Annotated in this window: 13 protein-coding genes; 10 read left to right on the forward strand and 3 right to left on the reverse strand. The window is 70.2% G+C overall.

Annotated features, from left to right (window positions below):
- Positions 1-338 precede the first annotated feature (338 nt).
- The 3 genes from BJ969_RS07300 to mftD all read left to right on the forward strand — a co-directional run bounded on the left by BJ969_RS07300 (position 339) and on the right by mftD (position 4587).
- On the forward strand, positions 339-2627 hold the full coding sequence (locus tag BJ969_RS07300; protein ID WP_246456703.1) for a molybdopterin cofactor-binding domain-containing protein: 2289 nt from the start codon (positions 339-341) through the stop codon (positions 2625-2627).
- Between the two features lie 17 nt (positions 2628-2644).
- Positions 2645-3121 (forward strand): (2Fe-2S)-binding protein, encoded by a 477-nt coding sequence (locus BJ969_RS07305; RefSeq protein WP_184478060.1) that lies wholly within the window; start codon positions 2645-2647, stop codon positions 3119-3121.
- Between the two features lie 293 nt (positions 3122-3414).
- Complete coding sequence (gene mftD / locus BJ969_RS07310; protein WP_184478061.1) at positions 3415-4587, forward strand: pre-mycofactocin synthase MftD; 1173 nt, start codon at positions 3415-3417, stop codon at positions 4585-4587.
- 247 nt (positions 4588-4834) lie between these two features.
- Here mftD and BJ969_RS07315 read toward each other — a convergent pair whose 3' ends face one another.
- Together BJ969_RS07315 and BJ969_RS07320 are read right to left on the reverse strand one after the other, a co-directional pair.
- Entirely contained in the window at positions 4835-5935 is a 1101-nt protein-coding gene (locus tag BJ969_RS07315) for an MBL fold metallo-hydrolase (protein WP_184478062.1), read from the reverse strand.
- Complete coding sequence (locus BJ969_RS07320; RefSeq protein WP_343071285.1) at positions 5932-6777, reverse strand: SDR family oxidoreductase; 846 nt, start codon at positions 6775-6777, stop codon at positions 5932-5934. Before BJ969_RS07320 ends, BJ969_RS07315 begins: the two co-directional genes overlap by 4 nt.
- 93 nt (positions 6778-6870) lie before the next feature.
- Between BJ969_RS07320 and BJ969_RS07325 the strand changes: the two genes are divergently transcribed.
- Positions 6871-7518, forward strand: a complete 648-nt coding sequence (locus tag BJ969_RS07325) for a TetR/AcrR family transcriptional regulator (RefSeq protein WP_184478064.1) — start codon at positions 6871-6873, stop codon at positions 7516-7518.
- Positions 7519-7609: 91 nt separating this feature from the next.
- Here the strand turns inward: BJ969_RS07325 and BJ969_RS07330 are convergent, their stop codons facing one another.
- A complete protein-coding gene (locus BJ969_RS07330; RefSeq protein WP_184478065.1) occupies positions 7610-8275 on the reverse strand; it encodes a TetR family transcriptional regulator in 666 nt (221 codons plus the stop codon).
- 174 nt (positions 8276-8449) lie between these two features.
- On the opposite strand from BJ969_RS07330, the gene BJ969_RS07335 reads away from it, so the two are divergent.
- The 6 genes from BJ969_RS07335 (at position 8450) to BJ969_RS07360 (ending at position 15024) form a co-directional block, all read left to right on the forward strand.
- Complete coding sequence (locus BJ969_RS07335; RefSeq protein WP_184478066.1) at positions 8450-9367, forward strand: SPFH domain-containing protein; 918 nt, start codon at positions 8450-8452, stop codon at positions 9365-9367.
- 342 nt (positions 9368-9709) lie between these two features.
- Entirely contained in the window at positions 9710-9928 is a 219-nt protein-coding gene (locus tag BJ969_RS07340) for a type II toxin-antitoxin system antitoxin (RefSeq protein ID WP_184478067.1), read from the forward strand.
- Between the two features lie 115 nt (positions 9929-10043).
- Positions 10044-11060 carry a DUF418 domain-containing protein gene (locus tag BJ969_RS07345; RefSeq protein ID WP_246456704.1) on the forward strand — a complete coding sequence of 339 codons (1017 nt, stop codon included), beginning with the start codon at positions 10044-10046 and terminating at the stop codon, positions 11058-11060.
- An 823-nt stretch (positions 11061-11883) separates the two neighbouring features.
- Complete coding sequence (locus BJ969_RS07350) at positions 11884-14223, forward strand: nitrate- and nitrite sensing domain-containing protein (RefSeq protein WP_184478068.1); 2340 nt, start codon at positions 11884-11886, stop codon at positions 14221-14223.
- A gap of 7 nt (positions 14224-14230) precedes the next feature.
- Complete coding sequence (locus tag BJ969_RS07355) at positions 14231-14659, forward strand: roadblock/LC7 domain-containing protein (RefSeq protein WP_184478069.1); 429 nt, start codon at positions 14231-14233, stop codon at positions 14657-14659.
- Entirely contained in the window at positions 14656-15024 is a 369-nt protein-coding gene (locus BJ969_RS07360) for a DUF742 domain-containing protein (protein WP_246456705.1), read from the forward strand. The genes BJ969_RS07355 and BJ969_RS07360 overlap by 4 nt, the downstream gene beginning before the upstream one ends.
- The last annotated feature ends 16 nt before the right edge of the window (positions 15025-15040 follow it).

Below are 15040 nucleotides of genomic sequence, written 5' to 3' on the forward strand. Positions count from 1 at the left end.
AAGGTAATAACCGCCGCGAACTCGACCTGTCCAGACTTTGAACGGAGTTCTCTTCGCATCGCAGGCGGGGGAGCCCGGTGGGGCGGGCGGGGAGCGCGACGCTGGACCGATTCTCCCGTGATCCGCATTTGCGGTGCCTTGATCCACTGTGGCCCGCATTTTCGGAAGTCGTTCCATGGTCCGGGAAACGCGCTGATCGCTGTACAGAACTTGAACACCCGCGCGAGTGATCCGCCGCCGATACTCGCGGGTGCCACGCCAACGGTGTGACGTGGCGCACTAGGGGAGGCGGAATGTCAGAGCGTGCAACAGAACGGCACCGCGCGCAGGAAACGGGCATGGCAAGGCGGAAGTTCCTCGGATACCTGGTCGGGGGCTCCGGTCTGGTCGCCGCGGCCAACGTAGGACTGCTCGGTTCGCCGCCGGAGGCGGCGGCAGCGGTACCCACCGCGCCCGTTCCCGCCGAGCTCGCGGACCTCAACGACGTGCTCAGCGCAGCCGCGCTGCCCACCTCGCAACTGATCACCGTCGAGGTGCACGAGGACGGCACCGCGTCGTTCGAGCTGCCGCGGGCCGAGGTCGGCCAGGGCATCACCACCTCGATCGCGATGATCGTCGCCGAGGAGCTCGAACTGCCGCTGGACAAGGTCGACGTATCGCTGGCCCCGGCCCGCCCGGAGTTGCTGTTCAACCAGCTCACCGGTGGGTCGAACACCATCTTCGCGATGTACACCCCCGTCCGGGTCGCGGCGGCCATCGCCAAGGGGGCACTGCTGGAAGCCGCGTCGAACCTGCTCGGCGACACCGTCGACGCGCTGCAGGCGAAGGCGGGCGAGATCATCGGCGTCGGCGGCAAGAGCGTCACCTACGGCGAACTGGTGTCGAAGGCCGCGGTGCCGCGGACGACGCCGCGGGAAGTCGTGCTCAAGCCGGTCGCCGAGTACAACGTGGTCGGCACTCCGCAGCCGCGCAAGGACGCCCGCGCGGCGATCACCGGCCAGAAGCAGTTCGCGATGGACCTCGCGGTCGACGGCGCGCTGCCCGCGATGATCTGCCGTGCGCCGACGGTCCACGGCACCCCCAAGGCGGTGCGCAACGCCGCTGAGGTCAAGGCCATGAACGGCGTCACGCACGTCGAACAGGTCCCGACCGGTGTCGCCGTCCGGGCGCAGACCTTCGGCCAGTGCATCGACGCCATCCGGGCGCTGCAGGTCGATTGGAACCCCGGCACGGCCGAGGGCGAGTCCGACGAGTCGATCCTGGCCGAAGTCCACGGGGCGGAACTGCCGATGGTGGTGCCGCAGGTCCCGGTGCTGACCGAGACGTTGGACTACGGCTTCGAGTTCTACACGCGCAGCGGCTCACCGCTCGAACCGAACTGCGCGGTCGCCGACATCCGCGCGGACGGTGGAACCGTCTGGGCCTCCGCGAAGTCACCGATCGCGGCGCGGGAGGAGATCGCCGCCGCGGTGGGATTGCCCGTCGACAAGCTCGTGTTCAACGTGGTCGAGGGCGGCGGTTCCTTCGGCCGGAAGCTGTTCTTCGACGGGGCGCTGGAAGCCGCGCACGTGTCGAAGGCGTGCCAGGCGCCGGTGCGGCTGATGTGGCACCGCGCCGACGAACCCCGCCAGGGCCGCTCGCACCCGATCACCACCTCGCGCATCCGGGTCACCCGGCTCGCCGATCAGGTGCTGACCTACGAACACCGGCACACCGGAGTGGCCGTCGACCTGACGCACGGTCTCGGTGAGGCGATCACCGCCGGAGCCGCGAAGCTGCCGGTCGCGGGCAACCTCACGTTCGCCGAGACGATCTTCACGACGACCCAGTACCTGCCGTACGACTTCGGCGTCGTCGATCAGCTGCTCCTGGAGACCGGTGCCCACGACCGGTTCCCGACCAGCGCCGTGCGCAACGTCTACTCACCGGATGTGCGTGCCGCCAACGAGCTGGTGGTCGACCGGCTCGCCGAGCGCATGGGCAAGGACCCCTACGAGTTCCGGATGGGTTTCCTGCGCGAGGAGCGCGTGCGGCGCGTGCTGGAGAAGGTCGCCGAGGAAGGCGAATGGGGCAAGCGGATGCCGGAGCACTGTGCCCAGGGCATCGCGATCCACGAGGAGTACAAGGGCGCGACGGCCTGCTTGGTGGAGATCGACTGCCGGCCGGAGACCGTGAACCGGCGGATTCGCGACGCGCGGACGGGCCCGCTGGTCACCAAGGTGACGTTCGCCGTCGACCCCGGCCTGGCCATCAACCCCACCGGCGTCGAAGCGCAGATGCAGGGCGGCATCTCCGACGGGATCGCGTTGGCCCTGACCAACTCCAGCCATCTCGCCGACGGTCACTTCCTGGAAGCCAGCTGGGACAACTCGGCTTACACGAGGCAGTGGAACACCCCGCGCGACATCCAGGTGTTCGTCATGCCGTCCGAGCATCCGCCGGGCGGCGCGGGCGAAGCCGGTGTCGCGGCGACCTTCGCGGCGACGGCGTGCGCCTACGGCCGCGCGGTCGGCGAGATGCCGACCTACTTCCCGATCAACCACAAGGAACCGCTCCACTTCGAACCGAAGTCCTTCGTCCCGCCGGTCCCGGAGTCCCCGACCGACGGCCTCACCCACACCTTCTGATTCGAGGGAGCGCACTGATGTCCACACACACCTTCATCGTCAACGGCGAGTCGGTGACCGTCGACGTCGACGACAAGGAGCGCATGCTCTGGGTGCTGCGCGACGTGCTCGGCATCCGCGGACCGAAGTACGGCTGCGGGATCAACGTCTGCAAGGCGTGCACGTCGCACATCAACGGCAAGGCGTTCAACCCGTGTGCGGTGCCCGTCGGCGACCTCGAACCGACCGATGAGGTGACCACGATCGAAGGCCTGCCCGACACCGTGGGCAAGGACCTGCACCCGATGCAGGAGGCATGGCTGGAACACGACGTCGCGCAGTGCGGCTACTGCCAGCCCGGCCAGATCATGGCCGCCGTCGCGAAGGTGAACCAGGCGCGCGCCGAAGGCCGCGAGATCGACGACGCGCTGCTCGACGAGATCCGCAACGTCTGCCGGTGCGGCACCTACTTCCGCATCCGCCAGGCGATCAGATCGGGCGCCGAGAACATGTGACCTGGCCACGGCACGGCGGTGGTGGACGGCGGGGCGCCGCGCGGTTCACCACCGCCGTGTTCTCGCGCTCCCGCGGCAGCACGAGCCCCGTCGGTGCTGCCACCGGCGGGGCCGCGTCGCGGCGGGTCCGAACGCGACTCCCGGCTGCTGGCGGGGCCGTGCGGGACGAGGCGCGGTCGTCGGTTGCTCTGATCGGTTGGTGTGCGGGCGATGCTGCGGCGAGGGTTTATTTTGGCACCGGATGTCATTAACGTCGTGGCTGCCGTCACACCCGACCCGAGGGGCGATCCGCGATGAGCAACGGTTGGTTCGAGAGCGTCGCCGAAGCCCAGCGGCGGGCGCGCAAACGCCTGCCGTGGTCGGTCTACGGGGCGTTGATCGCGGGATCGGAGAAGGGCACGACGCTGGCCGACAACCGAGCGGCGTTCGGCGAGCTGGGATTCGCCCCGCACGTCGCCGGCCTGTCCGCCGAGCGGGACCTGGCCACCACCGTGCTGGGGCAGCCGATCTCGATGCCGGTGGTCATCTCGCCGACGGGCGTGCAGGCGGTGCACCCGGACGGCGAGGTCGCGGTGGCCCGCGCCGCCGCGGCGCGGGGGACGGCGATGGGGCTCAGCGGCTTCGCGAGCAAACCCGTCGAAGACGTGGTGGCGGCGAACCCGCAGACGTTCTTCCAGACCTACTGGGTGGGCGGCCGGGACGAGATCGCGCGACGGGCCCAGCGGGCGAAGGAGGCCGGTGCGGTCGGGATGATCGCGACCACGGACTGGTCGTTCTCGCACGGCAGGGACTGGGGCAGCCCGGCGATCCCGGAGAACATGAACCTGGCCACCATGCTGCGCTACGCGCCCGAGGCGCTGCGGCATCCGCGCTGGTTGGCCGAGTTCGTCAAGCACCGCACGATCCCGGACCTGCGGGTGCCCAACGTGGACGGGCGCGGCGAGCAGGGCCCGACGTTCTTCGGCGCCTACGGGCAGTGGATGCAGACGCCGCCGCCGAGCTGGGACGACATCGCCTGGATGCGCGAGCAGTGGGACGGTCCGTTCCTGCTCAAGGGCGTGTGCCGGGTGGACGACGCCAAGCGCGCCGTGGACGCCGGAGTCACCGCGATCTCGGTGTCCAACCACGGCGGCAACAACCTGGACGGCACCCCGGCGAGCATCCGGGTGCTACCCGCCATCGCCGACGCCGTGGGCGGGCAGGTGGAAGTGCTGCTCGACGGCGGCGTGCGCCGGGGCAGCGACGTCGTCAAAGCGCTCGCGCTCGGTGCGAAAGCGGTCATGATCGGCCGCGCCTACCTGTGGGGCTTGGCCGCGAACGGTCAGGCCGGGGTGGAGAACGTCCTGGACATCCTGCGCGGCGGCATCGACTCCGCGCTGCTCGGCCTGGGCCGCTCCTCGATCCACGAACTGGACCGCACCGACGTCGTCATCCCGCCCGGCTTCGAGAGGGCCCTCGGAACCTGACGGGCGGTTTTCGCCCTGGCCTGAGTAGGGGTCGGGTGGCGGAACCTCAGCGGTTTCCTCGCTGCGCCCCTGGTCGGGTGTCACAGCTTTTTCCCGAGTGGCTCCGCCACGAGGGAAAAAGCCGTCCTCGCGAGGAAACCGCTGAGAACCCGCGGGTGGTCGGCTTGCTCAAGCTGGTCGCTGCTCAGCGGCTTCGCCGCTGACAGGACGACGACCACGAACGCGGCTCACCAGGAACGCGGGGGTGTCAGCGGCTCGGCTTGGTGATGGTGCCGTAGTTGAGGCCGCCGTGGGTGAAGGTCGGGACGACCGGCCACTGGCGCTTCCAGGGGGCGCACTCCGAGGACGGGATGATCTGCAGCCAGCGGGAGTCCTTCGGCGAGCGCGACGCCATCGCCTTCTCCTTGACCATCGAGTCGTACTGGTCGAGCGAGTCCTCCAGGGTGTTGGCGTTGAGCACCACTTCCCGGTTGAAGAACCGCGCCTGCTGCTTCACGCCGGGGATCTTGGACAGCTCGGGCTGCCAGCTGTCGGCGGCCATGCCGTTCTCCGAGGAGACCCACACGCCGTCGGGCGTGTTCACCACCAGCGAGTGGTTGCCGTCGGTGTGGCCGGGTGTCCACAGCAGGCTGACGCCGACGCCGAGCTCGACGTCGCCGTCGATGACTTCGAGCCGTTCGGCGGGCACGCCGTCCATGCCGCCGTCGACGTACCAGGCCCACTGCATCGGGTGCGGCGCCTCGAAGGTGCCGAGTTCCTTGCGGTGCACCAGGAGCTTGCCGTTCGGGAACAGCGGCGCGCGCGGTTCCCGCTCGCCGGGGATGACCTGATCGCTGCCCATGATCATCCGGACGTCCTGGACGTGCAGGTGGTCGAAGCTCACGTAGTCGACGTCGTCGTTGTGCAGGCCCAGGCGGGGCAGCACGGCGTCCGGGTCGTTGTAGTACTTGGCGAAGACCTTGTCGGAGAGGAAGTCGCCCGCCATCTTCTGGAGCTTGCCGTAGAACGGTGCTTCGGCGGAGCCCGCGGCGACCGTCGGTTCCCACACGAGCGTCTTGAGCTCGCCGTCGAAGCCCTCGAACTGGATCACGAACATCCGGTTGATGATCGAGATCATCGGGTTGATCGACAGGTTGTATCCCTGGAAGGCGTACCGGGAGGGGTAGGGCGCGGCGGCGATGTCGACGCTGCGGATGCCCGCGACGGTGCCCTGCCGGACGAACCGCTCGCGGTAGGCCTCGGCCGCCGAGCGCACCGCTTCCAGGCGCTTGCCGCGCGGCCAGATGTCGTGCACGCCGTCGAACTCGGGGATCGGGCGGACCGTCTGCGGGGTGACGTTCGCGGTCATCGTTCGGAGCTCCCATCGGGGTCGGTGACGGCACGGTTCTCGTAGCTGTGCCGGGCCGTCTTGTCGGTGACGGCCAGGACCTGGTTCGGCACCGCGGTGCGCAGCAGGCGGAAGCGGGCCGGGTCCGGCAGCACCGCCGCGAGTCGCGCGGCGAGGCCCATGCGCCGCGGCAGGGCCACTTCGAAGCGCGGACGCCGGATGACGCCGAGCACGGCGCGCGCGACCTCCGCGGGGGTCAGCCTGCGCACCGGCCCGGTGGCGGTCCCGGCGGCGAGTTCGGTCTCCACGACTCCCGGCAGCACCACGGAGAGCCGGACGCCGCTGCCGTGCAGCTCGGTGCGCACGGCGTTGAGGTACCCGTAGACGGCGTGCTTGGTGGCCGCGTAGGTGGCTTCGCCCGCGGGGGCGAGCTTCGCGGCCCCGGAGGCGATGGTGACGATCTGGCCGCGCCCGCGCGCCCGCATCGCGGGCGCGGCGAGCCGGACCCCGCGGATCACTCCGAGCAGGTTGACGTCCACCTGGCGCCGCGCGGCGTCCTCGGGCTCCTCGTCGAACGGGCCGACCCACATCACGCCCGCGTTGTTGACCAGCACGTCGACCGGGCCCCAGCGCTGCTCGACCGCGTCCAGGAACGCGGTGAACGAGGGGGTGTCGGTGACGTCCACGGGGAACGCGGCGACGTCGCCGGGCAGTGCGCGCGCGGTGTCGCGGGCGGCGTCGAGGTCGCGGTCGCCGAGCGCGACGCGGGCGCCCGCCGCGGCCAGTTCGCGGGCGATCTCGCGCCCGATCCCCCTGGCGGCGCCGGTCACGGCGATGACCAGTCCGGCCGGTGTCGGCTGCACGGTTCCTCCTGGTCGTCGGAGCACATTCTGACACGGCGTCATGTCAGATGGCCGGTAGACTAGCCGAGTCCGATCGGCGGTGGAAGGGGCGAGATGGTGCGGGAGAACGCCGGTGGCGGGCGCCGGTACGCGGGGCTGGCCCCGGCGGAACGGGCGCGGCAGCGCCGGACGGCCCTGCTCGACGCCGCCGAAGACCTCTTCGGCACCCAGGGGTACCGGGCGACCTCGGTCAAGCAGGTGTGCACCCGGGCCGGGCTGACCGAGCGGTACTTCTACGAGTCCTTCCGCGGCCGGGAAGCCGCGCTGGTCGCCGTGTACGACCACCTCGTCGACGGCCTGCGCTCGGCGACGCTGAACTCGATCGCCGGCGTGGCGCGCTCCGAGTTCGCCGACCGCGGCCTGGCCGCCTTCATCGACTTCCTCACCGCCGACGAGCGGCGCGCCAAGATCGTGCTCATCGAGGTCGTCGGCGTCTCACCGGAACTGGAGGTGCGGCGCCACGCGGTGCTGACCGAGTTCGCGGGCCTGGTCGCCGAGATGTGGCTCGCCTCGGAGGAGGTCACCGCGCTGCACCGGACGACGGCGATGGGTCTCGTCGGCGGCGTGAACTACCTGCTCGTCGACTGGCTCAACACCGGCACCCCGCAGCGTCCCGCCGAACTCCTCGCGGCGTGCAAGGTGCTGTTCCTCGGAGCGAAGGAGCAGCTGGCCTCGGGATCTTCTCCAGCCCGGCCCGCTTAGCGAGGTCGAGTTTCGGCCGTCCTCTTAGGACGACAGCCGAGGTGGCTGCTCCGGCGGATCTGCGGCTGCCGGCCGGAAGGCCGGTGCGGGCTCAGTCCCCGGCGTCGTCGGCGGGCGGGGTGGCGGGGGCGAGCCACATGCCGGTGATCGCGTCGACCAGGCCGCAGGACGCCTCGTGCCAGCCCGAGCGGGGCGTCGGGGTCGCTTCGGCGAGGGCGCGCTCGCGTTCGGCGCACATGTGCATGATGAGCTGGCGGACCATGTCGTAGCGCTCGGCGCGCACCTCGGCGGGCAGCTCCGGCAGGCAGCGGTCCATCCCGGCCAGCACCTCGTGCAGCGTGGGCGAGGTCAGCGCCTCCTCCACCATGATCGGGCGGAAACCGGGGTCGGTCATGACCTGGGCGGCGAACCGGGCGAACCAGGTCGGGGCGCCGAGTTCGTCGAGGTGCCGGGTGAACGGGTGGACGAAGCACGCGACCCAGTCCCGCACGTCGGTGGAGTCGCCGGCCTGCTCGACCAGCCGCACCCGCAGCCGCTCGACGTCCTCGGCGTGCTTGCGCACGATCGCCCGCACCAGATCCGTCTTGGTGCCGAAGTGGTAGCCGACGGCCGCGTTGTTGCCCTGGCCCGCCGCTTCGCTCACCTGCCGGTTGGAGACGGCGAACAGGCCGTGCTCGGCGAACAGGCGCTCGGCTGTGCAGAGGATCCGCTCCCTGGTCGCCTCGGCCCGTTCGGTTCGCGCCGTTCTCTCGCTCACCGCCACCACCTCGCGCCGGTACTTCCGCGCCGCCCCGGTGGCGGCTCTCGTCGGGCCGATCCTATTCCGTGCCGTCCCGCTGCTGACCTGGGCTCCTCGAACGAGCCGAGGGAAAAGTGATATCACTATGCTACTGTTGTGCAAGTTGAACGATCACTACGTGCAGGGGACACCATGACCGCTCAGGTGGAAGCGCGGGAACGCGGAAAGATCCAGATGCCGGAATCGCCGGTGGTGGAACGGCCGGGATTCCGGGCGTCCGGCGTGCCGATGGCCGGGCTCTCGCTGCTGCTCGTCCTCGGCGGGGGAGCGGTGCTCACCTACGGCCTCATCGTCGAGACCGTGCTGCCGCTCGCCGTCGGGAGCGTGGTCGGGCTCATCGGACTGGTGCTGCTCGGCGGGCTCGTCGCCGTGGCTCCCGGTGAAGCGCGCGTGCTGCAGTTCCTCGGCAACTACACGGGAACGGTGCGCCCGGCCGGACTGCACTGGGTGAACCCGTTCAGCAGCAAGACGAAGGTCTCCACCCGGATCCGCAACCACGAGACCGCCGTGATGAAGGTCAACGACTCCGACGGCAACCCGATCGAGATCGCCGCCGTCGTCGTCTGGCAGGTCGCCGACACCGCGCAGGCCTCGTTCGCGGTGGACAGCTTCGTGGAGTTCGTGGAGACCCAGACCGAGACGGCGGTGCGCCACATCGCCACCAGCTACCCCTACGACGGCGAGGGCGAGCACCCGTTCTCGCTGCGGGAGAACGCCGAGGAGATCACCGGCAAGCTCTCCGCCGAGATCGCCGCGCGCGTCGAGGCCGCCGGCGTCGACGTGGTCGAATCCAGGCTGACCCACCTCGCCTACGCCCCGGAGATCGCCCAGGCCATGCTCCAGCGCCAGCAGGCCGGAGCGGTCGTGGCGGCGCGGGAGCGGATCGTCGAAGGCGCCGTCGGCATGGTCGACCTGGCCCTGCAGCGGCTCTCCGAACGGGAGGTCGTCGAACTCGACGAGGAGCGCAAGGCGGCGATGGTCAGCAACCTGCTCGTCGTGCTCTGCGGCGACACTCAGCCGGTTGTGAACACCGGGTCGTTGTATCACTGACGGTGGTTTTGCTGGTTTGGTGGTCGGGTGGCGGAACCTCAGCTTCCTTCTCGCTGCGGGATCTTTTTCCCGAGTGGCTCCGCCACGAGGGAAAAAGCTGTCCTCGCGAGAAGGAAGCTGAGAACCCGCGGGTGGTCGGCTTTGGGACGTGGGCTATGTGCTTCGCACATACAGGCACGGCTTCGCCGCAAGGCAGGCTTGCTTCGCCGCCCAAGGCACGGCTTCGCCGCTAGGCACGGCCTTCGGCCGCAAGGCAGGCGTGGCTTCGCCGCCCGCCGAGCGGGTTCGCTGGGGGAAGAACGAGGTTGTAGTGCTCTGCTGGAACGATCACTGAGGCGGGACATGGCCGCACGGAAGGGTTTTCTCCTCCGGTTGGACCCGGCGATCCACGATGCGCTGGCCCGGTGGGCGCAGGACGAGTTGCGCAGCACCAACGCGCAGATCGAGTTCGTGCTGCGGCGGGCGCTGGCCGATGCCGGTCGGCTCCCGTCGGACGCGGGCGGTCCCGCCCGGCGCGGGCGGCCGCCGAAGTCCGAACAGGACTCGAACGAACTCGGCTGAACGGCCGGTGCGCGCGGCCTGATGACCGATCCGCGGTGCTGCGGTGGCGGTCGAGGATGGGTGTCGAGCCGGGGACGAACCCCGGCGGTCAGCTCATCCGCACGAAAGCGACGCCATGCCTGAAGCCGAGATCGTCCGCCCCGACCGCACACCACCGGACGCCGAAGCGCGTCCCGCGCCGCGGATCGGTGAGCTCGACGCGGTGCGCGGCATGGCGCTGTGCGGAATCCTCTTCGTCAACATCCCGCCCGCCATGATGATGACGGGGACCCTCGACCTCCAGCGGCTTCCGATACCGCACCTGCTGGACCTGTTCGTCCAGCAGCGGTTCTTCCCCATCTTCTCGCTGCTGTTCGGCGTGGGGTTCGGACTGTTCCTCACGAGCGCCGCGAATCGCTCCGCGCGGCCGCGGGTGCTGCTGGCCCGCCGGCTGCTGGCGCTGCTGGTGCTCGGGGTGGGGCACGCGTTCCTGCACCCCGGTGAGGCGCTGACGCCGTACGCGGTGTTCGGGCTGCTCCTCCTGCTGCCGCTGAGCTGGGCGAGCCGCTGGGTGAACCTGGTGATCGGCGCGGGGCTGATCGGCGGCACCACGGCCTGCTTCGGCGGCGGGCTGCTGTCGGTTCCGGGGCTGCTCGTGTTCGGATTCGCGCTCGCCCAGTTCGGAGTGCCGCAGCGGCTGCCCCGGCTCGGGTGGCAGCTCGGCGCGGTGTTCGCGGTGTCGCTGGCCGGTGCCGTCCCCGCGCTGATCGTGCAGGAGCAGCGGCCGCTGGAGGCCGGTTTCACCACCAGCTCCGGCGTCGCAGGGCTCTGCCTGGCCGCCGCTTACGTCACCGGACTGCTCCTGCTGCTGCGCACCCCGCTGCGCCGGGTGCTGGGCGGTGTGCTGGAACCGCTGGGCCGGATGGCGCTGACGAACTACGTCACGGCCACCCTGCTGGTGCTCGCGCTGGGCGGGCTGATCGGGCTGCGCGACTCCAGCGCGTACGGCGTGATGCTGCTGCTGGCAGTGGGAATCCTCGCGGTGCAGCTGCTGTGGAGCAGGTTGTGGCTCGCGCACTTCCGGCAGGGGCCGTTGGAGTGGGCCTGGCGCTGCGTCACCTGGTGGCGGATCGTTCCGCTGCGCCGGGCGTGAGCCTGCGCCCGTCGCGGTCCGGTCAGGAGGTCGCGGGCCGGGCCGTGGCGTGCGCGGCAGGTCGTGATTCCCGCCGACCGGCCCGCGTTGCGCGGAACCGATTCAGCGACCGTGCGCGATCTCGCGCGGCGGCCGGGGCTGCTGCTGGTGCGTCCGGACGGGCACCTCGCGGCGGCGGTGCGCGGCATCGATCCGGAACGGCCGACCGGGTGGCCGCGGGGCCGGCCGGCGCCTGCTCCGGTGCGTCCCGCAGTCGGCTGATCGAGTGGTTCGAAAACCGCGTCGCATTCCCCTCTGCGGCAGGTGGAAAAGAACCGCGCAGGTGGCCGAGGATCTGCGCGGCGCTTTTCGGCGGATTTGCGGGTCCATTCGGCCCACCGCCGTCCGTGTTCGTCGGTCACGGATCGCAACAACGTGGTCTCGTTGGTCCTCGTGGTCTCGGGTCCACTCACTCCTGACCCGCCCGTCGGGTTGTGGCGATCACGGTGTTTTCGCTGCCCTCGCAAGTGAAAACGCTCCGTGACATGCGTCGTTGCGGAAGTGGGGAACGACTCCGGGGCCGAACGCCGACACCCTGATCATCTTCCGATAAAGTGCCTCGCGCAGGGGGGAATGCACTTCCGCTCGTGCTCGGCAGGAGCGGAAGACGACGGTGTGCGGAAGGAGCCGTGTCCCCGGGAAGACGCCTGTACAGGCCATCCATCGGCGAGACCTCCTGCCTGATTCCAGTCGGCTGGAAGAGTCCGGCGCCGCAGGCCGCGCCCGCAGGGACACGCACGCCTCCTCAACACACCACGTCAGATGACCGACAACGTGGAGCGCTGTGAGCACAACAGATCCCGACAACATCACCAAGCCACCTGGTGAACTTCAGAGCACGTCGGAAAGATCGATCCGATCCAGCCTGACCCTGGCGGTCACGATCCCCTGGATCGTCGTGCTGGTGCTGTGGCTCGTCTGGTGCGCGTCGTTCATCACCGACGGTGTCTACACGCGACTGATCGCATCCGGCGTGCGCCAGGTCTCCCTGCCCGCCGTCACGGCGCTGGACGCGGTCCAGACCGAACGCCAGCTCAGCCAGGAACTGCTGGCCAACGGCGCCGGCGGGGACCAGACCGCGCTGCAGCAGCAGCAGGCCCGGACCGACGCCGCGGTCGGCGACCTGAACCAGACGATCGAGTCGGCGCTGAGCTCCGCGCCCGCCGAGATCGCCCTGCCGGTCGAACAGCTGACCACCGAACTCGGCAAGCTCCCGCAGATCCGCTCCCGGCTGGCCGCGGGGCAGATCTCGTCCCCCGAGCTCACCGACTACTACAACAACGTCTTCACGATCGCGACCGAGCTGTTCGACGTCCAGTCCCGGATCGTGCCGGACACCGACGCCTCCCAGGGCGGTATCGCCGCGACCGCGCTGTTCCGCTCCACCGACTTGATGTCGCGGGAATCGGCGCTGATCTCCACGGCGCTCACCACCGGTCAGCTCTCCGCGGACCAGCACCTGCAGCTGATCCAGCAGAACGGGTCGTACCACACCGAGCTGGAGAAGAACGTCTCCTACCTCAAGCCCGCGGTGCGCGAGCGCTACGAGCGGATGGTGGCCTCCCCCGAGTGGGCGCAGCTGGTCATCGCGGAGAACAAGCTGCTGCAGCAGGGCGAATGGGCGGACCCGGGTGAAGCGGGCGTGTCGCTGGCGGAGTGGCGGCGCCTCACCGACGCCGTCGGCGGCGAACTCACCGCGCTCACCCGGGACCAGGCCGACCAGGTCTCCACCGAGGCCGTGGCCAACGGTGACAACGCCATCACCACCGCCGTCGCCGGTGCGATCGCGGCCGGTCTGTTCGCGCTGGGCTTCTTCTTCTGGACGCGCCGCCGGTACCGCTCGGTCATCGACGGCTCGCTGCTGCCCCGTCTGCAGCGACTCAGCGCGGAAGCCCGCGAACTCGCCGAGAAGACCCTGCCGTCGATGATGACGAGGGTGCGGGCCGGCGACCGGGTCGAGGTCGACTCGACCGCGCTGCAGGGCTACGGCAACGACGAGATCGGTCAGGTCGCCGACGCGTTCCGCGCGTTCCAGCAGGAAGCGCTGCAGGCGGCGATCAACGAGGCCGACACCCAGCAGGGCGCCCTCACCTTCTACATCGGACAGACCCGCCGCGTGCAGTCCGCGCTCGGGCCGCTGCCGCAGCGGCTCGACGCGCTGCTGCAGAACGAGGAGGACCCGGACCGCCTCGGCGCGCTGTTCGCGCTCGACGAGTCCGTCACCCAGGCGCGGCACGTGGTGGAGAACCAGCTCGTGCTCTGCGGCGCAGCCCCCGGCCGCCGCTGGAGCAGGCCGCGCGACCTCACCGAGATCCTGCGCGCCTCCGCCGCCGAGACCAAGCACCACGACCGGCTGCGGCTGGGCCACGTGCCCAGCGTGGGCGTGACCCCGTCGGTGATCGGCGACATGCTGCGCATGTTCGCCGAGCTGTTCGCCAACGCCGCCTCGTTCTCGCCGCCCGGCACGGACGTGCACGTGGAGGCCGTGTCCGTGGGCAGCGGGCTGGTCGTGCAGATCTCCGACCGCGGCGTCGGCATGACCCCGGAGGCGCGCAACAGCGCCAACGAGACGATGAAGGCCCCGCCCGGATTCGCCGCGCTGGTGCGGCTCGGTGACCGCGGTGAGCAGCTCGGCCTGTTCACCGTCGCCCAGCTGGCCGAGCGCAACGAGTGGGTCGTCGAGTTCGGCACCTCGATCTACCAGGGCGTGCGGGCCGAGATCTTCATCCCGCAGGCGCACCTGGTCACCGAGGACGACGAGGAACGCCGCGACTCGTGGAGCGGCGACGTGCCGGTGGCGAAGGCCGCCGCACCCGCGCAGCCGCTGCCGACCAGGGTGCCCTCGGCGGCCGGCAGCACCGCGGTGGCGGAACCGGTCGTGCGCGAGGAGCCGAAGGCCGACGCAGCGCCGCGCCCGAGCGCGGAAGGGAAGGACATGGACCGACCTCCGCTACCGCAGCGGGTTCCCTACGCCGATCTGCCTGCCGGGTTCGGCGAGGACGAGCCGACCGACCGGCAGAGCAAGCCGGAGTTCGCGCCGGGATTGATGACTTTCTTCAACGCCGACAGGAAGTCGCGCGACGACTCCGGCGACAAGCCCAATTCCGACGACGACGTGCAGTGAGGAAAGCGTGAACGACGTGATGAACTCCAGGAAGCCGGACCTCGACCTGGCCTGGCTCCTCGACCAGATGCTGGACAACGTGCCCGACACGTTGCACGCCCTGGTGCTGACCCACGATGGTCTGCCCGCCGCGTTCTCGAAGAACCTCGACCAGGACCGGGCGGACAAGATCTCGGCCGCCTGCGGCACGCTGCGCGCCACGAGCAAGGCGCTCAGCCACGAGCTGGAGGGCGGGGACATCGACATGAACCTGCTCGCCACCGAGAGCCAGTCCATGTACGTGCTGGCCGTGGACCCGCGCAACTCCGTGCTGGTCGTCGCGGGCCGCAGCGTCGACGCCGAGCAGCTGCAGTACGAGATGCGGCGTCTGATCAAGAACGTGGGTGAGCGGCTCGGCAAGGGCGCGCGCAACCCGGTCGGTGCGGAGAAGCATTGACCGCGCCCGACTCCGACGCGTGGTACGACGACGACGCCGGCCGGATGGTGCGCTCGTACGCGCTGACCGGCGGCCGTACCCCGGACGCGGCCCTCAACCTTGACCGGGCGACCCAGGTCGTCGCGACGCTCGCCGACTCCGGACGCGGAGCGGCGGAGACGCCCGAACACGAGGCGATCCTGCAACGGTGCGGAGCGCCGCAATCCATCGCGGAACTGTCCGCCTCGTTGAAGCTCCCCCTGGGCGTCATCCGGGTGCTCTGTTCCGACCTGCTCGAACACGGATCACTGGCGCGTTCCCGCATGGTGCAACCGCGCGATCGAGACATTTTGGAGGCAGTGCTTGCCGGACTCAACAGGCTCTGACGGCGCACCACCCGTG

The sequence above is a fragment of the Saccharopolyspora gloriosae genome, from assembly GCF_014203325.1.
Lineage (GTDB): Bacteria > Actinomycetota > Actinomycetes > Mycobacteriales > Pseudonocardiaceae > Saccharopolyspora_C > Saccharopolyspora_C gloriosae.

What these genes read in the sequence shown, in the direction of transcription:
- mftD (WP_184478061.1), top strand. Translation starts at nt 3,415, where the DNA reads ATGAGCAACGGTTGGTTCGAGAGCGTCGCCGAAGCCCAGCGGCGGGCG.
- BJ969_RS07315 (WP_184478062.1), bottom strand. Translation starts at nt 5,935, where the DNA reads ATGACCGCGAACGTCACCCCGCAGACGGTCCGCCCGATCCCCGAGTTC.
- BJ969_RS07345 (WP_246456704.1), top strand. Translation starts at nt 10,044, where the DNA reads ATGCCTGAAGCCGAGATCGTCCGCCCCGACCGCACACCACCGGACGCC.
- BJ969_RS07335 (WP_184478066.1), top strand. Translation starts at nt 8,450, where the DNA reads ATGACCGCTCAGGTGGAAGCGCGGGAACGCGGAAAGATCCAGATGCCG.
- BJ969_RS07305 (WP_184478060.1), top strand. Translation starts at nt 2,645, where the DNA reads ATGTCCACACACACCTTCATCGTCAACGGCGAGTCGGTGACCGTCGAC.
- BJ969_RS07300 (WP_246456703.1), top strand. Translation starts at nt 339, where the DNA reads ATGGCAAGGCGGAAGTTCCTCGGATACCTGGTCGGGGGCTCCGGTCTG.
- BJ969_RS07340 (WP_184478067.1), top strand. Translation starts at nt 9,710, where the DNA reads ATGGCCGCACGGAAGGGTTTTCTCCTCCGGTTGGACCCGGCGATCCAC.
- BJ969_RS07325 (WP_184478064.1), top strand. Translation starts at nt 6,871, where the DNA reads ATGGTGCGGGAGAACGCCGGTGGCGGGCGCCGGTACGCGGGGCTGGCC.